Below are 21661 nucleotides of genomic sequence, written 5' to 3' on the forward strand. Positions count from 1 at the left end.
CCGAATCACCTTCATTCGAATCCTTTGGGCGTTAATTGTCCAGATGCTTAATGAGTGGTTAACGCGTTTGGTAAGTTTCAAGCGAGCGCGCGCGTTCCGATGTCCTTCGTGTCAGCGGAAAGACCTTCCTGCGCAACGATCCTGCGCAATCGCTCCTCGATCATAGCGCGCCGCCGCGGCTCCATTGTGCGCCAGGAACGCAGCGACGACAGAAGCCGCGCGGCGACCTGCGGGTTCCTCGGATCGAGCTCCAGAACGATCTTCGTCAGCAGGTCGTAGCCGGAGCCGTCGAGGGCATGGAAGCGGGTGGGATTGGCGTTGGCGAAAACGCCGATCAGCGAGCGCACGCGATTGGGATTGGTCAGCGCGAAATCCGGGTGCGACATGAGCTTGATGACGCGCTGGGTGGTCGCCGGCTCGGGGATCGTCGCCTGCAGCGCGAACCATTTGTCGATGACGAGCGCGTCGCCGGCAAACTGCTCGTAAAAAGCCGCGAAAGCTTTTTCGCGCGCGTCCCCGCCGAGAAGCGCAAGGAGCGCAAGCGCGGAGAGGCGATCTGTCATATTGCCGGCTGCGGCAAATTGACTCTCCGCCAGCGCCGAGCCCTTCGCCGGGTCGCCGGCGGCGACGAGATCGAGCGCGACTGCTTTGAGCGAACGGCGGCCGGCGCTAGCGGCGTCGGGGCTGTAGGGGCCAGCGTCGGCAAGGCGCGTATAGGTCGACGCAGCTTCCGAAAGCAGCGCGCGGCCGATCTCCTCGCGCAGTCCGAAGCGTGCGGCGAAAAGTTCGTCGGGGTCTACGTTCGAGCCCGTTTCGCGCGCGAGATCGGTTTCCGAGGGAAGCGACAGCGCCTGGGCGGCGAAGGCTGGATCGGCGTCGGCGCCGCTCAGGATCGTGCGCAGCGCCGCGACATAGCCCGTCGCCGAGGGCAGCGGCGCGCCAGCGCGAGCCGCGTCGACGCGGGCGAAGATCGCCCGCAGCGCCAGGCTTTGCGCCGCTTGCCAACGGTTGAAGGGATCGTCGTCGCAGGCGAGCAGCTTTTCGAGATCGGCGCTCTCCGGCGCCGGCTCCAGCCGCACGGGCGCGGAGAAGCCCCGCAATGCCGAGACCACCGGCTGCGAGGGAATGTTCTGGAAGGTGACGGTTCGGGCGGTGTCCGACAGTTCGAACAGTCCGCGCGTCAATTCGTCGGGCCGGGCGTCGGCGCTTTCGAGATCGAGCTTTTCGCCATTCTGGCCGAAGAGCGCGAGGGCGACGGGAATGACAGCCGGCTTTTTCTCCTGCTGGCCCGGCGTCGGCGCGATCTCCTGACGCAGCGTCAAAGCGAATGTTTTCGCGTCCGCGTCATAGGCGCCTTCCGTCGAGAGCACGGGCGTGCCGGCCTGGCTGTACCAGAGCGCGAAATGCGAGAGGTCGCGACCGGAAGCCTCGGCGAAGCAGGAGAGAAAATCTTCGACCGTCGCCGCCGTGCCGTCAAAGCGTGCGAAGTAAATGTCCATGCCGCGGCGGAAGGCGTCGTCGCCGATCAACGTACGCAGCATGCGGACGATCTCGGCGCCTTTCTCATAGACGGTCGCCGTGTAGAAGTTGTTGATCTCGTGATAGACTTCCGGCCGCACCGGATGCGCGAGCGGCCCGGCGTCCTCGGGAAACTGCGCCAGCCGGAGACCGCGCACGTCGCCGATGCGCTCGACCGCGCGCGAGCGCATGTCGGCGGAAAATTCCTGATCGCGGAAGACGGTCAGCCCTTCCTTGAGGCAGAGCTGGAACCAGTCGCGGCAGGTGATGCGATTGCCGGTCCAGTTGTGGAAATATTCATGCGCGATAACCGCTTCGATGCCGGCGTAATCGACGTCGGTCGCGGTCTCGGGCGAAGCGAGCACATATTTGTCGTTGAAGATGTTGAGGCCCTTGTTCTCCATCGCGCCCATATTGAAATCGGAGACGGCGACGATGTTGAAGACCTCGAGATCATATTCGCGGCTGAATTTCTCCTCGTCCCAACGCATCGAGCGCTTCAGCGCGTCCATGGCGTATTCGGCGCGCGCCTCCTTGCCGTGCTCGACGTGAATGGCGAGCGCCACCTGACGCCCGGACATGGTCTTGAAACGATCGCGCACCACGCCGAGATCGCCGCCGACGAGCGCGAAGAGATAAGACGGCTTGGGGAAGGGGTCGTGCCAGACGGCAAAATGGCGACCGCCCGGAAGGTCGCGCGTCTCGCCGGGATTGCCGTTGGAAAGCAGGATCGGCGCCTCGCTCTTATCCGCCTCGACGCGGGTCGTGTAGACGCTGAGCACGTCGGGACGGTCGAGGAAATAAGTGATGCGGCGGAAGCCTTCGGCTTCGCATTGCGTGCAATAGGCCGAGCCGGAGCGATAGAGTCCCGAGAGCTGGGTATTGGCGGTCGGGTCTACCCGCGTCTCGATCTCGAGCGTGAAGGGGGCGTCGGGAACCGCCGTGAGGGCGAGCTGGTCGGGTGTCGCCGTATAATCCTGCGCTGCGAGCGGGCGCCCGTCGAGCTTGACGCTCACGAGGGTCAGCTCGTCGCCGTCGAGGACAAGCGGCGCGCCGGGCGCGCCCTTGGGATCGCGGCGCAGCGCGAGCCGCGCGACCACCTTCGTCTCCGTCCGGTGAAGCGAAATATCGAGCGCCACAGTGTCGATCAGGAAGTCGGCGGGGCGATAGTCTGCAAGGCGGACGGCGACATTGGAGGGGTGGCGCATGAAAACCTCTAGGCAGGGAATCGGGGCTTCGGACGAATATAGGCGCCTATGCAAGATTTGCGACCGGCCGCGCCTGCGCCCGAGCGGCGAGGTGACGAAATTTTAATTGGAAAGCTACGGCAAAGATTTGGTAGGCCTTGAGTTGGCGGCAGTTGGCGGTCAAAGTCGCTCGAAGCTTCCTTCGATCCGCCGACCGACGCCTTCGCTCGCTTGGCGCCGTTTTTCGCTCTAAGCCGGTGTCGTCTCTGCCCATGTGGCGAAAGCTCCTTCTCACCCTCTTTTTCGTCGCTGGCGGCGCGCCGAGCGGCTCCCTAAGCGCCCTCGGCGCGCCGCAGGCCGCAGCGCCGCCAGTTCGCGACATTCTCCTGTCGCTCTCCGAGGAGCAGATCCGCGCCGCCGGCATCGAGACGCAGCCGGTCGAAGCCGAAACCGGGGCCGGCGAGATCGTCGTGCCCGGCGTCGTGGCCGTGCCGCCGCAGCAGCTGCGCGTGGTCGCCGCGCCGGCTGCGGGCCTTGTCGAGACCCTGCTCGTCGCGCCCGACGAGGATGTGAAGGAGGGCGATCCGATCGCGACGCTGCGCTCCTCGGAGCTGGTCGAGGCGCAGCGGGCCTTTCTGCACGCGGTGTCCGACGCCGATCTCGCCAATGAGAAGCTGCGCCGCGACGAGCAGCTCTTCAAGGAGCGCATCATCGCCGAGCGGCGGCTCATCATCACTCGCGCCGAAGCCGTCCAGGCGCGCGGGACATTGGAGGAACGAGGCCAGATCCTCACCCTTTCCGGCATGAGCGAGGCCGATGTCGCGCAATTGCGCAAGGATCGTAAGCTCGCGAGCGCGCTGCTGGTGCGCGCGCCGATCAGCGGAACCATCCTGCAGCGGCACGGCACGACCGGCGAGCGCGTGCAGGCCTCGGCGCCGCTCGTCACCATCGCGCGCCTCGACCCCATCTGGGTCAATCTGCAGGCGCCGCTTAGCCGCGTCGCGGCGCTCGAGAATGTGGACCGCGTGTATCTGCCGTCGGTCGATCTCGTCGGTCGCCTCATTCGAATCGGCCACACCGTCGACCAGGCCACGCAATCGGTGACGGCGGTGGCGGAGTTCCGCCCCGGTAAAAGCTCCCTGCGGCCGGGGCAGGCGTTGCAGGCCATTCTGCGCGTCAAGGGCGCCGGCGCCTCGCAATGGCGCGTGCCGGCGGACGCCGTGGCGAGCCATCTCAACCATAGCTGGGTCTTTGTGCGGTCGTCGCAGGGCTTCCGCGCCATGCCGGTGACGCTCGTCTCCGAGACGCCGCAGTTCGCCTCGGTGCAGGGCGAGCTTGCGGTCGGCCAGCGCGTCGCCGTGCATGGTCTTCTGACGCTCCTCGCCGAACTCGCCAAGACCGAGAGCCAGTGATGCCGAGATGCTAGAGCGGCTGATCCACTTCTCGCTGCGCCAGCGGCTGATCACCTTCCTCTGCGCGCTCTTTGTCGCCGCCTGGGGCGCCGTGAGCTATCTGAAGCTCCCGATCGACGCTTTTCCCGACGTCGCGCCCGTGCAGGTGCTTGTCGCGATGCGCGCGCCGGGCCTGACGCCCGAGGAGCTGGAGGCGCGCGTCACCGCGCCGATCGAGATCGCCGCCAAGGGAATTCCCTCGCTGACGCATATGCGCTCGACGACGCGCTATTCCGTCGCGCTGATTACATTCGAATTCGCCGAGGGAACGGATATCTACTGGGCGCGCGCGCAGGTGAACGAGCGCCTCTCGCAAGTCCAGGATCAATTGCCGGCGGGCGCATCCGGAGGGCTTGCGCCTATCGTCACGCCGCTCGGCGAGATGCTGATGTTTACCATCGTCGGCGGCGATCTCACGCCGATGGAGCAAAGAAGCCTCTTCGACTTCACCCTCCGCCCGGCGATACGCGGCCTGCTCGGCGTCGCCGATCTGAATGTTCTCGGCGGCTATGTGCGCACCTTCGAAGTGGCGCCGTCGCCCTCGGCCATGGCGGCGCGCGGCGTCACCGTCGAGATGCTGGAATCGGCGCTCAAGGACAATAATAGAAACGATGGCGCGGGCCGCGTGCAGGACGGCGAGGAAGCGCTGCTGGTGCGCGCCGAGGGCCGATTGCGCTCGCTGGAAGAGATACGCTCTGTCGTGATCGCGGCGCGCCCCAACGGCGTCGTTCGCGTGGGCGACGTGGCGGAAGTGCGCAACGGCTCCCTGCCGCGCAACGGCGTCGTCAGCCGCAACGGCCAGGACGAGGCAGTCTGGGGATTGGTGCTGGGCCTGCGCGGCGCCGACGCTCGCACGGTCGTTTCCGGCGTGAAGGCGCGGCTCGCCGAGCTGGCGCCGACGCTGCCCAAGGGCGTGAAGGTCGAGATTTTCTATGATCGCAGCGAGCTGATCGGCAAAGCTGTCTGGACCGTGCAGAAGGTGCTGATCGAGGCCATTGTTCTGGTGGTGATCCTGCTGGTTCTGTTCCTCGGCAATCTCCGTGCGGCGCTCGTGGTCTCGGTCATCCTGCCGCTTGCGGCGCTCGCTACTTTCGGCATCATGAAATGGTGGGGGCTTTCGGCCAACATCATGTCGCTCGGCGGCCTCGCTATCGCCATTGGCCTTCTCGTCGACTGCGCGGTGGTCGTCGTCGAGAATGTCGAGCATCGGCTGTCGGAAGCGCATGACGCGAGCTTCGCCGACCGCGTGTTCATGACCTTCGAGGCGACGAACGAAGTGGCGACGCCGCTTGTCTCGGGCGTCGTCATCATCGTCACTGTCTTTCTGCCGCTGCTCTCGCTGGAGGGCCTCGAAGGCCGGCTTTTCGCGCCGGTGGCGCTCACTATCGCCTTCGCCCTGGGCGCGGCGTTGATCCTGTCGCTCACGGTCGTGCCCGCGCTGAGCGCGACCTTCCTGCGGACCGGCGCGCTCAGCGAGCCTTGGCTCGTTCGCAAAATCGCCGCGGTTTACGAGCCTCTTCTCGAGCGCGCCTTGGCGCGGCCAATTGCGGTCGCGGCCATCGTTGTTTGCGGGCTTCTCGTCGCGGGCGTCGCCTATTCGAGGATCGGCCAGACATTCATGCCGGTGATGGACGAGGGAACGCCCGTCATCACGATACGCAAGCATCCGACGATCAGCGTCGCCGTCGCGGCGGAAACCGACCGGCGCATCCAGCGCGAGATCATGGCGAAAGTGCCGGAGGTGAAAGGCATGATGGCCCGCGCCGGCGCCGATGAGCTCGGCATCGATCCGGTGGGCCTCAACGAGACGGATAATTTCCTCACCCTTGCGCCGCAGAACGAATGGCGCGGGCATGGCATGGAATGGCTCCTCGGCGAGATCAGGTCTGTCCTCGACGGCATCCCCGGCATTTCCTACGCCTTCTCGCAGCCGATCGACATGCGCGTGCAGGAAATGATCATCGGCGCGCGCGGCGATGTCGTCGTGAAGATTTTCGGCGACGACATCAGCGAATTGAACCGCCTCGCGCGCGATGTCGCGACGGAGCTGAAGAAGATCCCCGGCGCTCGCGACGTCTTCGGCCTGCAGAATGACGGCATGCGTTATCTGACGGCGCGCGTCGACAGGCTGGCGGCAGGGCGCTTCGGCCTCAACGCCAGCGATATTCAGGACGCCTTGCGCGTCTGGGTCGACGGCCAGCAGGTCGGCATCGTGCTCGAAGGGCCGATCCGCACGCCGCTTGTCGTGCGCGGCTCCGAAACCTCGCGGCGCTCCTCTGTGGATTTCGCGCGCCTGCCGATGGTGTCGAAGGACGGGAAAGTCGTCGAACTGTCCCAGCTCGCCGATGTGAAGGTCGAGAACGGGCCTATTCAGGTCATTCGCGAGAGTGGCCGGCGTTTCGCAACTGTGCTCGCCAATGTCGAGGGACGCGATCTCGTCGGTTTTGTCGACGACGCCAAAGCGGCAGTGGCGCATCATGTGACGACGCCGAAGGGCTACAGCTACCAATGGGGCGGGCAGTTCGAGAACCAGCAGCGCGCCTCCGCGCGCCTTGCGATCGTCGTGCCCATCGCGCTCGCTTTGATCTTCCTGCTGCTCTACTTCACCTTCAATTCCGCGCTGCAGGCGACGCTGGTTTTCTGCAATGTGCCTTTCGCGGCGATCGGCGGCATTCTCGCGCTTTGGCTCTCGGGCGAGTTTCTCTCCGTGCCGGCGTCGGTCGGCTTCATCGCGCTCATTGGCATTGCCGTGCTGAACGGCGTGGTGCTCATCTCTTACATCAACAAGCTGATGGCCGAGGGCGTCGGCGCGACGCGCGAAGCCGTGATCGAGGGCGCGCGTCGCCGCATGCGGCCGGTGATGCTCACCGCGACGATCGCCGCTTTTGGCCTCATTCCCTTCCTCTTCGCGACGGGCCCGGGCGCCGAGATCCAGCGGCCGCTGGCGATCGTCGTCATCGGCGGCCTCATTTCCGCGACGACGCTGACGCTCATCTTGCTGCCGATCCTTTACGACCGCGCCATGAGCTGGCGCTTGCGCACGAAGTGCAACACCATCGCCGTGCAAAGAATGGCTTCGCAATGACTGGCGCGCCGCTTCTCGCCGCTTTGATTCTCGCGCTCGCGGGGCCGGCTTTCGCCGCGCCGCAGTCGCGCGGCGAAGTGACGGCGAGAAGCAGCGACGGCGCCAGCCAAAAGAAGACCAAGAAGCCGCTCGGCCATGCGCTGATGCGTCATCTCGACATGGCTGTGGCGATCGACGCGCAGAGCAGGGCGCTTGAAGCCCAATCCGGCGCGGTCTCGGCGCGCTATGCGACGACGCGCTCGATCTCGCCCGGCTCGCCCTATGTCGGCGGAACGCAGCGGAACGCCGTCGCCGGCAATCTGCGCAACTATAATGAGACGGAGGTCGAAGCGGGACTGCCTCTCTGGCTGCCGGGCCAGCGCGACGCCATGGAGGCGACCGTGTCGAGCGGTGTCATAGAAATTGGGGAAAAAATCGCGCTGCGTCGCCTCGATGTCGCAGGGCTTTTGCGTGACGCCTGGTGGAATGCGCAGCGAACGGCGCGAGAGGCGACAGTGGCCCGCAACCGCGTCGCGACGGCGCGCGAGATCGGCGCGGACATGACCCGGCGCGTGGAGCTTGGCGAAGCGGCGCAAGCCGACGCCTTGCTGGCGAAAAACGAATTGCTCGCCGCCGAGACGGAGCTCGCGCAGGCGGAAGGCGCCGAAAAAGTCGCGCGCGTGAATTATGCGGCGCTCACCGGCGGCGCGGGGCCGGACGGCGCGCTCGAATCGATCAAGCCCGCGGCCGATATCGAAGATCATCCGGCGCTACGCACGCCGCTCGCCGCGCTGCGACGCGCCGAGGCGCAATTGCGCCTCGTCGACGCCACGCCGATCGACAATCCGGATGTCGGCGTTTTCGGCCGTCAGGAGCACAATCGGCAATATTCGACCGACCCGTCGCAGTCGGTGACCGATCAACGCACGGACGCAACCACTGTCGGCGTGCGTATTCGCATCCCGCTCCCGACCGAAGGCCGGCAGGCGCCGCGCCAGGCCGAGGCGCTCGCCGAAATGACGCGGGCGCAGGCCGAATATGAAAAGGCCAAGCGCGTCGTTCTTGCCGATATAAAAGCGGCGCGCGCCAATCTCGCCGCCGCGCAGAAGGCCGCAGGCCTCGCCGACAAGCGGCTTACGGTCGCCAATGAGCAGTTCGAGCTGTCGCGCAAATCCTTCGCGCTCGGCGAGATCAGCGCCTTCGATCTCTATCGCGTGCGGCAATTGCAGTTGGACGCGCAGCGTGCGCAAGCCAGCGCCTCGGTGAATGTGGGCGCGGCGGTGTCGCGGGTAAATCAGGCGCAGGGGTATGCGCCGTGAGTTTGTGTGAGTGATGACCGTCATTGCGAGCGGAGCGAAGCAATCCAGGGTCGCACCGCTGCTCTGGATTGCTTCGTGGGCTTCGCCTCCTCGCAATGACGGTTGCTTACGGCTTCGCCAATCCGTTGGCGTTGATGAAATCCACCACTGCCGCCGTTTCGGACGCGGCGCGCCGTGTCGCTGTCGCCTCTAGTTTGCCGGGACGCAGGAAGGACGGGAACCAGCCGAAATTGCGCACGTTCCATTTCTCCTGCGGCAGCACGGCCGGATCGACGCCGGGGATCTTTGCGTTTTTCAGAAGGTCCATCGTGCGGCGCGTATCCGTGTGGCAGCTCACGCAATCGGTGTTGAAGAAATGGCTGCGGGCAGGATCGGCGACGAGATCGACCGTATCTTGAATTTTCTTGATCGTCGCAGGGTTGGAAATCTTGGCGTCGCCGAGGTCGAAGAGCTCGGCTGTCGCAAGGCCCTTGCGTTGCGCCACCGGCAGAGCCGCCTCGCCCTCCGGCAAAGCAGCGTTCTTGCAGGTGATGGGATTGAGGTTGTTGGGCGCCGGCGTCGGGATCACTTGATGCGGCTTTTCGAGCACCGCGAGAGCTTCGGCGAACTGCTTGCCGTCGAGCGCCGGCCCGCGCACCGGAATGAAGCCGCCGTTGGGCAGCGAGGGAACGACGCCCGGCCCGACCGGCGACATGGCAAGGAAAACCCAGGGCTCCGGCCCATTGTCGGCGAGCCCCATCACCGCCATGGCGCTGAGCTTCGCGCCCGTGAGATGGCGCTCGAGCACGGTCACCAGCGCGTCGCGAAGCGACTTGGCCGTGCGCCGATCGGCAAGGCCCGGATGCACGCCGAGCAGCTTGCCCTGCGTCGTGATCGCCGCGCCGCCAAAGCGGCCGTTCGCCAGATCGTCGCGCAGACCCGCAAAGTCGCGCGCGATTTTTTTGAAGGCGTCCGTGTCTGGCTTGACGCGCGGCAGGCAGCCCTGTTCGGCCGGCGCGTCGGCTCCGGCCGCGAAAGTGTAGACAAGATGCGCAGTGACGTCGTGGACCTTCACGGCGCCCTTGGCTTGCGTCGTCACTGGCTGAAGGATGAAGCGCACTTGCGGCGACTGTCCAAATTGCGCGATGACGTCGTTCGTCAGACCCGGCGCGCCTGGATCGATGCGCAAACCCGCGACGCGCCAGACTTTGATGTCATGCGCCTCTTTGGGCAATTGCAGATGATGGCTTCCGATCTGCGTCGATGGGCCATCGGCGTTGGCGAGGAATTGTGCGAAGGCGCTCGCGGGCCATATGGCTTCGCGTTTCGACGCGTCCTTGGGATCGGGCGCGGTCAGATCCGCGATCGCAATGGTGTTTGCGAGATCCGCGCTGTTCTTGGGCGGCGGAAAGAGCCACGAGACGTCGTCCGCTGAGAGCGGCGCGCCAGGCGATGTTGCTGAAAGCGCTAGCGCCGGATGCGCATGGCGCAGCTTGGCTGCAAGAGTGGGCGTGGAGGCCGCTGCCGCAAGCGCGATCACCGAACAAGCAACGCAAGCACGAAAGCCGTGAAAATGATTGGAATGCATCCTTCGCCTCGCCGTAAAATTTCGAAATAGGCGCCGCGAGAGTCAGGCTAATCCGATTGCGCCGATACAGGCAAGAGATATGGCGCTGCGGCGCGAGTGGATAAGCTCGGCCGTGACGAGGAAGGGCGTCGGCGCATCAGCTTTGCTTGTTCAAGAACTGCATCACCCGTTCGATTGTCGGTTGATCGAGCAGCAATGGGGCATGGCCCTGGCCGGGGACGGTATGACGTTCCAGCTGCGGCGCGCGTCGCGCCATCTCGTCCAAGGTCTCGACGGAAAGAATGTTCGATTTCTCGCCGCGCAGCGCGAGAATCGGGACGTTGGCGAGCGCCGCGAAGTGCTCCCATAAATTCTCGACGTCGCATTCGGCCGTGATGTCGTCGAGCGTATGGGCCAGCTCGGGATCGTAGCGCAGCGCGATCTTGCCGTCCTTTTCTTCGAAGGTCTGGCGGGCGAAGATTTCCCACTGCTCGGGCGTGATCGCGGGGAAGACCGCGCTTGCGGTCAGGCGCATCAGCGCGGCGGCGTCGCTCATTTTTTGGAGCGGCGGCATCTTACCGACATAGCCCTTGATCAGCAGCAAGCCGCTCTTCTCGATCACCGGGCCGATGTCGTTCAATACCGCCGCGCGGATCAGCCCCGGCCGGGCGCGCGCGATGCGCATCGCATGAAGCCCGCCGCGCGACGTGCCGAAGAAGACGGCCTCCGTGACGCCGGCGTCAGCGAGAACGGCGAAAATATCGTCTTCTTCCACGTCTGGCGCGTAATGGCGCCAGTCCTTGTCCCATTCGGAGCGTCCGCGTCCGCGGTAGTCGAGCGCGAGCACGCGCCGGCCGGATTGCTGCGCGGCTTGCGCCGCGAGGAAAAAATCATTGGCCGTGCGGGCGAGGCCCGGCAGGCACACGAGCGGCAGGCGCGTCGCATCCGGGCAGGGGTAATCGAGATAATGCAGGCGCAGGCCGTCGCGGGCGAGAATGAATCGGTTTTCGGGGGCTAAGGTCGAGCTCACGCAATTGCTCCATCTGTCGGAAGCCTTCTACCGCGCGGGGCGGAGCGAGCCAAACGCAGCTTTTGCGCGATGTTGGGCTCTCGGGCGCGAAAAGTAAGCGGCGCTTGCTGCGGATTGTTGAGCTTTCTTGACTTCCCGCGCCGATGCGGCGAGTTTGCGCGCGCCCGAGAGGCCGCCGGGCGCGAGACTTATAATTGGCAGGAAATACAATCGCCCATGCGCTCCTATCTCGACTTCGAAAAGCCCGTCGCCGAACTCGAAACCAAGGTGGAGGAATTGCGCGCGCTGGCTGAGAACGGCGAGGGCGTCTCGATCACGGAGGAGCTCAGCAAGCTCGAGGCGAAGGCGGCGAAGGCGCTCGCCGATCTCTATGCGGTGCTGACCCCCTGGCAGAAGATTCAAGTCGCGCGCCATCCGCAGCGGCCGCATTTCTCGGATTACGTCAAGCAGCTCATCTCCGAGTTCACGCCCCTTGCGGGCGACAGACTGTTTGGCGAGGACTTCGCCATTGTCGGAGGTTTCGGCCGTTTCAAAGGCGAGCCCGTCTGCGTCATCGGCCAGGAGAAAGGCTCCGACACGGCGAGCCGGCTCAAGCATAATTTCGGCATGGCGCGGCCCGAGGGCTATCGCAAGGCCGTACGGCTCATGGAGCTTGCCGATCGCTTTGGACTGCCGGTGATTTCGCTGGTCGATACGGCCGGCGCCTTTCCGGGGATCGACGCCGAGGAGCGCGGCCAGGCCGAGGCGATTGCCCGCTCCACCGACGTGTCGCTGTCGCTGGGCGTGCCCAATGTGGCGGTTGTCGTCGGCGAGGGCGGCTCCGGCGGCGCGATCGCCATTGCAGCCGCCAATAAGGTTCTGATGCTGGAGCACGCGGTTTATACGGTCGCCTCGCCCGAGGCTTCGGCCTCGATCCTGTGGCGGGATTCCGGCAAGGCGCAGGAAGCCGCGACCAGCATGAAGATCACCGCGCAGGATCTGCTCAAATTCGGCATCATCGACCTCATCGTCGCCGAGCCTGCGGGTGGCGCGCATCGCGATCCCGCCGCCGCCATCGCCGCCGTGGGCGAAGCCATCTGGTCGGAGCTTTCCCGCTTGACCAATCTCTCGCGCGAGCAGCTGCGCGCCGCGCGCGCCGAGAAATTCCTTAACATGGGCCGCAAGATCGAGGCGAAAGGTTAAGGTAAATAGATCGAATTGCCGGCTTCGCCTAAGGCGGCAAGGGGGTTGGACACTTTCTCGTCCCATTCTGCTCGTTAGCTTTCGGGGCGGGCGAGAAGAGTCTGGCCTGGTAAGAATCGGGTTACCCAACGCAGCGTAAGCATGGGGCAGTTGCGTATTTGGACCGCGCGCCTTCGGGCTCGCATTGGCCTGGCGGGCCCGCTGGCTCGCGGCCGACAAAATGCGCGGGCGCCGGGGCGCTGAGGGGAGCTGAGCGCATGGAACATCGGATCTTGAAGCCGGCCGCGGTCGCCGTCGCTTTCGCCGGCCTGTCGCTTTCCGCCTGCCAGGACAGCGGTCTTTCTCATCGTGCGCTGGCGCCCGTGCCGCCGGAGACGCTCGCCAAGATGGAGCAGCTCGGCACCACCAAAGAAGCGCCGATGCTGATCCGCGCCTATAAGAAAGAGGCGGAGCTCGAGATCTGGAAACAGGGCGCGGACGGCAATTACATCCATCTCAAGACCTTCCCCATGTGCCGCTGGTCGGGCCAGCTGGGCCCCAAGACGCGTGAAGGCGACCGTCAGGTGCCGGAGGGCTTCTATGCGATCACCCCGGCGCAAATGAACCCGAATTCCTCCTATTATCTTTCGTTCAACGTCGGCTATCCGAACCAGCTCGACCGCGCCCTGGGCCATACAGGCGGCACGATCATGGTGCATGGCGCCTGCTCGTCGGCGGGCTGTTTCTCCATGACCGACGCCCAAATCGCCGAGATCTACGCCATCGCCCGCTCGAGCTTCGACGGCGGACAGCGCGCCATTCAGATGCAGTCCTATCCGTTTCGCATGACGGCGGAAAATCTCGCCAAGCACCGGCTCGACGCGAATATCGGCTTTTGGAAGAACCTCAAGGAAGGCAACGACGTTTTCGAGGTGACGAAGCAGGAGCCTCAGGTCGCTTATTGCGGCGGCCGCTATGTCTTCAATGCGACGGCGAGCGGCGCGATGGACCCGGTCTCGGCCTGTCCGGCCCTCAAACGCGATCCCGAGCTCGTCGCCAGCGTTTCCGCCAAGGCCGCTAAGGACGACGAGAAGATCGCCGAGCTTTCTCAGACCGTGAAGCCGGTGCGCGTCGTCTATGAAGACGGCGGCCAGCATCCGAGTTTCGCCTCCAAGGCGGGGGAGGCCAGCCGTCCCGAGGCGCTGACGGGGCCGACCGAAATCGCGCTCGAAGAGAAGCCGGCGCGCGCCACCGGCAAAGCCGCGCAGCAGCTCGCCGCAAAATCGCCGGTCGTGACCATGGCCGCCGCCAAGGCCGCGGCGCAGAGCCACGAAGCCTCGACCGTCGTCCGGGCGCTTGCGCCGGAGCACCATCGCGAAATGTCGGCGCTGGCCGACGAAAATGGACCGACAGCGTCGATCAAAAAGGCGCTCAACGCGAAGAAATAGCCGATCCGATCGGCATTGCTTTCAGCCGCGCTCGTTCGGGCGCGGCTTTCCTTTTGAAAAGCTTTTGTTAACCGGGGCTGGGCAATAGTTCTTGCGGAACGCACCGGGAACGTTTATAAGCCGTTCATGATTTGTTTTGAGGCTCGCGGCCTGAGGGCGAGGCGCGCGGCGGTTCGTGTCGCGAGGGGCGGGTTATGCTGACAAAAAAACAGAGCGATCTGCTGCGTTTCATCCACGAGCGTCTGAAGGAAACCGGCGTTCCGCCGTCTTTCGACGAAATGAAGGACGCGCTGGATCTACGCTCCAAGTCCGGGATTCATCGGCTTATTCTCGCGCTCGAGGAGCGCGGTTTCATTCGGCGCCTGCCCAATCGCGCGCGCGCGCTCGAGGTTTTGCGGCTTCCCGAATCGGCGACGCCGCGCGGGGGCGGCGTCGCGCGCGGCGGCAAATTCTCGCCTTCGGTGATTCAAGGCAATCTGGGCCGCGTCCGGCCGCTGCATGAGCGCGGCGAGGACGAGGCCAATCAGCAGGTGGCCATTCCGGTGATGGGCCGCATCGCCGCCGGCACGCCGATCTCCGCCATTCAAAGCCGCAGCCATACCATCAGCCTGCCGCCCGAAATGCTGTCGAGCGGCGAGCATTTCGCGCTGGAAGTGCGTGGCGATTCCATGATCGAGGCTGGCATCCTGGATGGCGACACGGTCGTCATCAAGAAGCAGGACTACGCCGACACGGGCGACATTGTCGTCGCGCTGATCGAGGACGAGGAAGCGACATTGAAGCGGCTACGCAAGCGTGGCGCGTCGATCGCGCTGGAGGCGGCGAACCCCGCTTATGAGACGCGCATCTTCGGGCCGGACAAGGTGCGCATCCAGGGTAAGCTGGTGAGCCTGCTGCGTAAGTATTGACTGTGACCACCGCCGTCATTGCGAGCGAAGCGAAGCAATCCAGGGCCGCATTACTGCTCTGGATTGCTTCGTCGGCTTCGCCTCCTCGCAATGACTGGGCGGTTTTGTTCTGGATTGCCGATCGCCTCTTTGTTCGGGCGTCGGGAATGAGCCACCCCAATCCGCCACCCACGCTATCACTCCAGCGGCTCCGCAAGTTCCGCTTCCTCCGAGCTTTCGTCCTCGAGCGCTATTGCGCGTTTCGTCGCCTGCGCGGGTTTGGGCGACCAGGGGCGATCTTCGTCGACGCCCCGGGCGGTCGTCCATGCGACGGCGCCGCCTTCCAGAATTCGCAGCGAGACGGCGCCCGTCTCCGCGAGCTTGCGCCGGTCGATCACGATCGGCGCTTTGCAGCCCTCCGGCGCCCGTAGCGGCGTGATGACGATGGCGGCGCGGGGGCAGTCTTCGAGAAGCGCCGCTCGTGACGTCGCCAATACGACGATCCTCCCATCGACAGCCTTGCCGATGCAGCCATAATCGTCGCAGGACGCCGCTTTCGCCTCAGCGACGGCGCGCGCATCCGCATCGGCGCGCAACCATTGTTCCGCGGCGAAAGCGCCGGGCTTCTTACCGAGAAGGGCCAATTCGCCCGAGGGGCGTCGCAAAGCAGCGGCCTCTCCCGTCGCCGGAATGGCGATGTCGAAGCGGGCTGCGTTCGTCGCTCCCATAAGGCCGATCAAAGCGAGCGGAATGGCCGTCGCCCGCCAGACCCATGTCCGCCACAGCACGGCGGACAGCACGGCGAGCGCAAGAAAAACCATTGCCCAAGGCGCGAAGGCCTTCACATGCAGGCTCGCTCCCGGCGCATTCGCGATGAGGCCGGCGAGCCAGATCACGAGGCCGATTCCCATCTCGAGATAGCGCCATATGAAGCCGTCGAGGCCAAAGGGGTAGAGCGCCGCGCCGATCAGCGCGCAGGGCACGGCGAAGAACTCGATTGCCGCAAGCGTCAGCGGATTGCCGATGAGCACATAAGGGCTCAGCTCGTGAAAGTCGTAGGCCATGAAGGAGGCGGTGGCGGAAGTCGCGCAGAGCGTCGCGACAAGCGCCGCGCCCGGCCCGTGCAGCAAACGCTCGCCGATCATCTCCCGCCATTCGGCAAGATGGCTGCCAAGGCCGGCCTGCGCCGGTTGCCCGCGCCTTTCGGCCAGCTGGTCGCCGCGCCATTCGTAAATGGCGATGAGCGCCGCAACCGCGGCGAAGGAAAGCTGAAAGCTCGCGCCCATGATCGCCTCTGGCTCGAGAGCCATGACGATGAAGGCGGCGAGCGCCAGATTGCGCATGGAGAGCGAGGGGCGATCGAACAACACGGCCCCCAGCATGATCAGCGTCATGACCAGCGCGCGTTCGGTTCCAACGCGCGAGCCTGTGCCGATGTCGTAGAGAATGGCGCCGACCATGGCGAGCGCAGCCGCCCATTTCTTGATCGGGTAATTGAGCGCGAGCGCTTGCGACATTGCCAGCAACCGTCGGAGACCGACGAAGAAAATGCCGGCGACGAGCGTCATCTGCATGCCGGAGATCGTGACGATGTGAAATATGCCGGCGCGGCGGATGAGGTCCTTTGCGCTTTCGGAGAGAAAATCGCGCTTGCCTGTCACCATGGCGGCGGCGATGGCGCCCGCGTCGCCGCCGATCGTTTTGTAGACCCGTAGCGCCAAGGCGTTTCGGATGCGATCGACCGAGGCGAAAAAGCGCAATGACAGCGGCGCAGGGTCCGGCGGCGGCATGGTTTCGATCCGCCCGAGCGCATTGCCCACGCCGCCCAGCCCTGCAAAAAAGGCGTCGCGGGAGAAGTCGTAGCCGTCGGGAAGCGCCGCGCGGGCGGGGGGCATCAGCCGCGCCTTCAAGGCGATGAAATCGCCTGCAGCAAAATTCGGGTCGCTGCGCATGGTGAGCCTCACGCGGGCTGGAACCACGCCGCCCGGCAGACCTTCGGCGCTCGCGACCCGCAGCACGAAGCGCGCGCCGGCGCGGCGCGGATCGATCTCTTCGACAAAGCCAGTGAGCTCGCCGACGCCCACGCGCGGCACGATCGGCGCGGCCACGCGCGCGGCGCGCCAGGCGCCAGACGCGAAGCCCGCGGCCACAAAAGCGAGCGCGAGAAAGAGCGCATATGCGCGGGCGTGGCGGCGCGTGGCGAAGGCGAGAGCGGCGAAGGCCGCAAGCGCGCCGACGCATAATAAGAGAGAGGGCTCGCGCTCGGCGCTGAAATAAAGGACGACGCCCGCTCCGATCGCGACGGGCCGCCACAGGAAAGGGCGCCGAAGCTCGGCTTCCTGCGCATAGGCATCGTGCAGGATATTCGTGAGCTTTTGCGCGCGGGGCGCGAGCCGGAGGGCGAGGGCGCCTTCACGCTCGTCTTTCTCCGCCGCGCGCGTCGCGTCGCTCACGCCAACACCCTGGGTTACGGCGCCTCAGGGCAAGGTTAGCGCGGATCCTGCGGGCGCGCCACGGCCAGGGTTGGAGAAGGATGCGAGACTGCGCTCAGGCGCTCGCGCGGCCCTTGCGTCTCTTGCCGCCGCTCGGGCCGCGGCCAAGGGCGGGCGAGGCTCCGCCTTCGACGCGCTGCTGCGTTTCGTCGATGCGGATATATTGCACCCCGAGAAAGAAAAGGATCTGCGCGTCGCCCTTCGGCGGCTCGTCGTTGTGGCGCGACCTTTTCTCGCGCTTCCGGAAGCCGATGACGTCCCCCATGTCAGTCTCTCCCACAGTCGATGCTGAAAAAGGTGAATCGACCGTTACCGCGATTAGGGAGCCGCGAGGGTTAATGTTCCGTCAACGCCCCGGCGCTAATTTGAAAAGCATATCGGCCTAAGTGTTTGAGTCAGTGGGCGCGTCAATGCAGTCAGACAAGAGTCGCAGGCGAATCGCCGACGCCTCGCTTTTGCGGGCGGTCGTCGATCAATTCGTCCAACGGCCCGCGCATCCGATCAGCGACATAAAGCAGTTCGAGCGGCTGGCGATCGGCCTCATGGATCTGCTCGACGTCGACGAGGTGGCGCGCGTCGTGCGGCCGCTGTGCTTCTACTCGGAGACCCCGCGAACGATCTTCGCGCGTCTGCTCGAGAAGGGCGGCGCTTGCGCGGAGCTGGCTTTGGCGTTCTCGCCGAGCCTGCCGCGCGAGCATCTGCTTGCGACGGCGCGGCAGGGAGAACGATCGCTCGCCCGCGCGCTCGCGCAGCGCACGGATCTCGATCGCGAGATCGTGGAGGCGCTCGCCCAGCGCGGCGAGGCGGAAACGCTTAGAGCGCTTGCCGCCAACTGGTCCGCGCATCTCGACGCGGCGGCGCGCCGCGCGCTGATGCAGGCGGCGCGCGACGACATCACTTTGGCGCGTATCCTCCTCGATCGGGACGATCGCGCCTTGGAGCCGGAGGCGCTCTTTCTGGCGGCGACGCGGCTCGAGCGCACGGGGATCATTCTCAATGCCTGCCGTCGCGCGCTTTCCGGCGGACATATGGAAATGCGCCATGCCGAGCCGGCTTTCGTCTCGCGGCTCGAGGGCGCGGCCCTGCGTCGGGATCGCGACGCGATGGCGGCGCTCCTCGCCGACGCCTTGGAATGCCGGAAGGAGCGCGCCCGCGCCGTCATCTCGGACGTTCAGGGCGAGGCGCTGGCTCTCGCGCTGGCGGCGCTGGGCGTCGACCCTGACGTAGCGACCCGGGTGTTTTTGTGCGCCGATCCGGCGATTTCTCACGATGTCGAGCGCGTGCGCGCGCTCCTTGCTCTGGTGCGGTCGACGCCGCAGCGCGCCGCCATGCAGATCGTGGCCGCAATGACAGGGGCGGCGAGGGGCGAAAGGGATGCGGCGCGTCGCCTGGCCTCGCGCGACGAGGCGCCGGCGGGATCGACCTGGAGACGCGGCTTGCAGCGAGTGGAGCCCGCCCGCAAATTCGATCAATCGGCCTGAGCGCGTCCCGCTGACTGAAATCAGGCGGCGAGTTCGACGAAGACGCGGCCGTCACGGTCTTCTATTTCGACGAACCAAAGGTCGGGGTCGAACATGATCTCGCGCTTGAGGCGGGACTCCGCCTCGGCCGGTTCGACCCAGTCGCCCTTGTGGACTTTAGAGAAGAGCCGATCGACGCCCTCGGGCATCGCTTCGCTTTGCGGGGCGGGGCCGTAGACGGCGGCGCGCCCGTCGAGGCGATCGAGCTTGATGAAGACGGCGCCCGCTTCCGCGGCGCCGCGACGCCGCAGCATGGCGACCGCTCCCTCCACTTCCGCGCGGCGGATGAGGGCAGCCACGAAAATATCGGATCGCAGACGCATGTCGCTAACTTAGAGCGAAATGCGTCCGCGGTCTAAGCCTGTCTTTCTCACCGGGGCGCGGCTGCGTGGCTGGCCAGGAGCTTGGCGATCTTGGCGCTGAGTTCGCCCTTGGCCGGCAGGCCATTGTCGCGCTCGAATTTCTCGATCGCCTGGCGGGTGCCCTCACCCATGACGCCGTCCGGCTTCACCACATAACCGAGCCGCTGTAGCGCGCGCTGCGCCGAGGCGACGCCCTCGCTCGGCGCCGGCGTCTCCTCCTGAGGCTTGCTCAGCGACTGTGTCTGAGGCTTGGTCTGCGGCAGCGCACGAGGCTTGGACAGCGTGGTCTTGGCCGCCGTTTCCGCGCCGCCGAGCATGGCGGCGATCTGGTCGCGGGAGGCGGACTCGCGCTTCTTCTCGGCTTTGTTCGCCGGCTGCGCCTCGGTTTTCAGGATCACGGCCTTCAGCGCCGCTGCGTCGGCTTTTGTCGGCTTGGCGGCGGGCTGCGCCGGTTCGGGTTTCGCAGCTTCGATCTTGGCGAGTTCCGTTTCGAGGCGCGCGTTTTCGATTTGCGCCGGGCGCGCGGGCGGCGTCGGCGCGTCGGACTCTTCGATAAAGCGCGGCGCGAGCGGGCGCGCGGAGAAGAGCGGGGCAGGGTGATGGCCGTCCTGCAGGAAGAGGGCGTTCATCGGCACGCCGACAAATGCAAGCCCGCCGATGCCCAAAAGCAGCATCACGCCTATCCGATGCGGCGCAAAAACGCGCGCGAGCACCGAAGGCTTCTTCTTCGGCAATCGAAACGGCTCGTCGTGGAACTCTGGGCCGGGAGCCGGCCCGCGGCGCCTGGGCGCGGCGCGTTCTTCCGGGAATTCCTCGTATCGGGAGGCGCTGAGCGAGAGGTCACGCAATTTTCTTCACCGTTCCTTTTTCGTGGCACAGGTCGGCCCCGTGCCGCGGAATGGCTTCAATCTTGGCGGAGACGTTGGGACTCGTCGCCGGCTCGCGGCAATCGAGCGGCAGGCGGATCGTGACCGACGTGCCTTTCTTCAGCGCGCTTTCCACGGTGATGCCGCCGCCATGCAGGCCGACGAGACCCCGCACCACGGAAAGGCCGAGGCCCGTGCCTTCATAGGCGCGATCATGCGAGGCGCTCGCCTGGAAGAAGGGATCGCCGAGACGCGCGAGGTCGGGCGGCGCGATGCCGATGCCCGTGTCGGCGACGGTCACGGCCAAAAGATTGCCCTCGGGGACGACGCGCACGGAGACCGTACCGCCCGCCGGCGTGAATTTCACCGCGTTCGAGAGAAGATTGATCAGAATCTGCTTGCAGGCGCGCTTGTCGGCGACAAGCTCGTCGATATTGCCGCGATAGTCGCGCTCGAGGGTCACGCCTCCGTGATCGGCCTTCAATTGCACCATGTCGCAGCATTGATCGATGAGCGACGGCAGATCGAAAGGCTCTGGGAAAATCTGCATCGAGCCGGATTCGATCTTCGACATGTCGAGGATTGTATTCACGACTTCGAGGAGATGATTTCCCGAATTGGCGATGATCTGGGCATATTCGCGTTGCTTGGCCGGATCGTTCGGCGCGAGCTCCGCATTAGCGAGCATTTCAGAGAAGCCAATGATGGCGTTGAGCGGCGTGCGCAGCTCATGGCTGACATTGGCGAGGAAGCGCGTCTTGCCTGCCGCGGCGCGCTCGCTTTCGGCCCGCGCCGCGGCGATCGCGCCTTCGGCGCGCTTTTCGACCGTGATGTCGCGCAGGATGCAAACAACCGGCAGAGAGGCTTTCGCCTGACCGATCCTGGGAAATTCTCCTTCGACGGGCTGCGCGAGGCACATGCGCGCGTCGAAATAATTGAACACCGGCTCGACATATTTGCCCGAAGACGAGGGCGCGAGGCCCACCTGCACTCGCAGCACCGCCGTCATCGGCGCGCTCCGGTCGAAGACGTCCGAAACGAGCTTCAGAAAGGCAGGCCGATCGGCGATATGCACGCGCTGAAAGAAGCCGCGGCCGATGAGATCGCGGCGATCGAGGTTATAGGCCTTGTGCGTGTCGCCGACGATGTTTGCGACGGCGCCGCTTCGGTCGAAATGCAGAACGATATCGCCGATCGCGTCGGTCAATAGTCTGAGGTCTCGGGCGCTCGTCGAATCGGCGAAAGTGCGCGCACGCTCGGCGCGGATCGCGCAGGCAGCCACGAAAGCCACGTAAAGCATCAACGGCGCGGCGACGATCGCGAAGGTGATCGAATGCTCCATGTCGAAGGCATTGGCGAAGCCGGCCTGCGCGGCGAGCGCGGCGGCGACAGCGGCGATGACCGACGTCGTCACCACTTGGGATGTCAGCGCGCTCTCGACGAGCGCGATCGCCAGCAAGGTGACGGAGACGGCTTCATATCCTTCGGTCAGCGCATTGACCGCCAGAGCCATCGCGAGCCAGCCGAAGATGGATATATTCTGCGCAAGACGGAGATTGCCCGTGCGCGCTAGGGCGCCGACCGAGATGAGCGGGATTTGTGACAAGGCGAAGATCACGGCCGCGGAAGTCGTGGGGGCGTCATGGAAGAACAACCAGATCGGCGCGCTGAGAAGGGCGCAAGCGGCGACCAGAAGACGCGGCATGATGAAACAGCGGTGGCGCGCCACTTCCACTGGCCGCTCGACCACGCTTTCATGGATGAGATGGTCGAGCCATGGGGCCGACTGCTCGAATGAGTCCATTTTACT

The 21661-nt window shown here is 65.4% G+C and carries 15 protein-coding genes; 7 read left to right on the forward strand and 8 right to left on the reverse strand.

Translation table 11 applies throughout. From position 1 onward, the window contains the following. Positions 1–77: 77 nt before the first annotated feature. The gene (gene pepN / locus OGR47_RS06210; RefSeq protein WP_165047920.1) at positions 78–2726 is read right to left on the reverse strand and encodes an aminopeptidase N; all 2649 of its coding nucleotides are present in this window, start codon (positions 2724–2726) and stop codon (positions 78–80) included. 236 nt (positions 2727–2962) lie between these two features. Here pepN and OGR47_RS06215 point away from each other — a divergent pair, with 236 nt between their 5' ends. Genes OGR47_RS06215 through OGR47_RS06225 form a run of 3 tightly spaced genes read left to right on the forward strand, consistent with a single transcriptional unit; the run spans position 2963 to position 8539 of the window. Then, positions 2963–4117 carry an efflux RND transporter periplasmic adaptor subunit gene (locus OGR47_RS06215; RefSeq protein ID WP_246729514.1) on the forward strand — a complete coding sequence of 385 codons (1155 nt, stop codon included), beginning with the start codon at positions 2963–2965 and terminating at the stop codon, positions 4115–4117. 7 nt (positions 4118–4124) lie between these two features. Then, positions 4125–7241, forward strand: a complete 3117-nt coding sequence (locus OGR47_RS06220) for an efflux RND transporter permease subunit (RefSeq protein WP_165047922.1) — start codon at positions 4125–4127, stop codon at positions 7239–7241. After that, positions 7238–8539, forward strand: a complete 1302-nt coding sequence (locus OGR47_RS06225) for a TolC family protein (RefSeq protein WP_165047924.1) — start codon at positions 7238–7240, stop codon at positions 8537–8539. Before OGR47_RS06220 ends, OGR47_RS06225 begins: the two co-directional genes overlap by 4 nt. A 106-nt stretch (positions 8540–8645) precedes the next feature. On the opposite strand, the gene OGR47_RS06230 is transcribed toward OGR47_RS06225, so the two are convergent. Beyond that, the gene (locus tag OGR47_RS06230; protein ID WP_246729515.1) at positions 8646–10106 is read right to left on the reverse strand and encodes a hypothetical protein; all 1461 of its coding nucleotides are present in this window, start codon (positions 10104–10106) and stop codon (positions 8646–8648) included. A 136-nt stretch (positions 10107–10242) separates the two neighbouring features. Further along, the gene (locus tag OGR47_RS06235) at positions 10243–11115 is read right to left on the reverse strand and encodes an alpha/beta fold hydrolase (protein WP_165047926.1); all 873 of its coding nucleotides are present in this window, start codon (positions 11113–11115) and stop codon (positions 10243–10245) included. Between the two features lie 216 nt (positions 11116–11331). Between OGR47_RS06235 and OGR47_RS06240 the strand changes: the two genes are divergently transcribed. From OGR47_RS06240 to lexA, 3 genes are all read left to right on the forward strand, one after another. Next, a complete protein-coding gene (locus tag OGR47_RS06240; RefSeq protein WP_165047928.1) occupies positions 11332–12297 on the forward strand; it encodes an acetyl-CoA carboxylase carboxyltransferase subunit alpha in 966 nt (321 codons plus the stop codon). Between the two features lie 257 nt (positions 12298–12554). After that, entirely contained in the window at positions 12555–13724 is a 1170-nt protein-coding gene (locus tag OGR47_RS06245) for a L,D-transpeptidase family protein (RefSeq protein WP_165047931.1), read from the forward strand. A gap of 194 nt (positions 13725–13918) precedes the next feature. Then, positions 13919–14632 carry a transcriptional repressor LexA gene (lexA, locus tag OGR47_RS06250; RefSeq protein WP_165047933.1) on the forward strand — a complete coding sequence of 238 codons (714 nt, stop codon included), beginning with the start codon at positions 13919–13921 and terminating at the stop codon, positions 14630–14632. Between the two features lie 176 nt (positions 14633–14808). Here lexA and OGR47_RS06255 read toward each other — a convergent pair whose 3' ends face one another. Continuing rightward, complete coding sequence (locus OGR47_RS06255; RefSeq protein ID WP_165047935.1) at positions 14809–17064, reverse strand: ComEC/Rec2 family competence protein; 2256 nt, start codon at positions 17062–17064, stop codon at positions 14809–14811. A 94-nt stretch (positions 17065–17158) separates the two neighbouring features. Beyond that, positions 17159–17368: a hypothetical protein gene (locus OGR47_RS06260; protein WP_165047560.1), complete on the reverse strand. Its 210-nt coding sequence runs from the start codon at positions 17366–17368 to the stop codon at positions 17159–17161. Between the two features lie 145 nt (positions 17369–17513). On the opposite strand from OGR47_RS06260, the gene OGR47_RS06265 reads away from it, so the two are divergent. Beyond that, positions 17514–18584, forward strand: coding sequence for a DUF2336 domain-containing protein (locus OGR47_RS06265; RefSeq protein ID WP_165047937.1), 1071 nt, complete (start codon positions 17514–17516; stop codon positions 18582–18584). A 20-nt stretch (positions 18585–18604) separates the two neighbouring features. Here the strand turns inward: OGR47_RS06265 and OGR47_RS06270 are convergent, their stop codons facing one another. From OGR47_RS06270 to OGR47_RS06280, 3 genes are read right to left on the reverse strand one after another with little or no spacing between them, the layout of a single operon-like run. After that, complete coding sequence (locus OGR47_RS06270) at positions 18605–18946, reverse strand: DUF1491 family protein (RefSeq protein WP_165047940.1); 342 nt, start codon at positions 18944–18946, stop codon at positions 18605–18607. A gap of 47 nt (positions 18947–18993) precedes the next feature. Next, positions 18994–19833 (reverse strand): peptidoglycan-binding domain-containing protein, encoded by an 840-nt coding sequence (locus tag OGR47_RS06275; protein ID WP_165047942.1) that lies wholly within the window; start codon positions 19831–19833, stop codon positions 18994–18996. Then, a complete protein-coding gene (locus OGR47_RS06280) occupies positions 19826–21655 on the reverse strand; it encodes a sensor histidine kinase (RefSeq protein WP_246729541.1) in 1830 nt (609 codons plus the stop codon). The genes OGR47_RS06275 and OGR47_RS06280 overlap by 8 nt, the downstream gene beginning before the upstream one ends. Positions 21656–21661 lie beyond the last annotated feature (6 nt).

It is taken from the genome of Methylocystis sp. MJC1, assembly GCF_026427715.1.
Lineage (GTDB): Bacteria > Pseudomonadota > Alphaproteobacteria > Rhizobiales > Beijerinckiaceae > Methylocystis.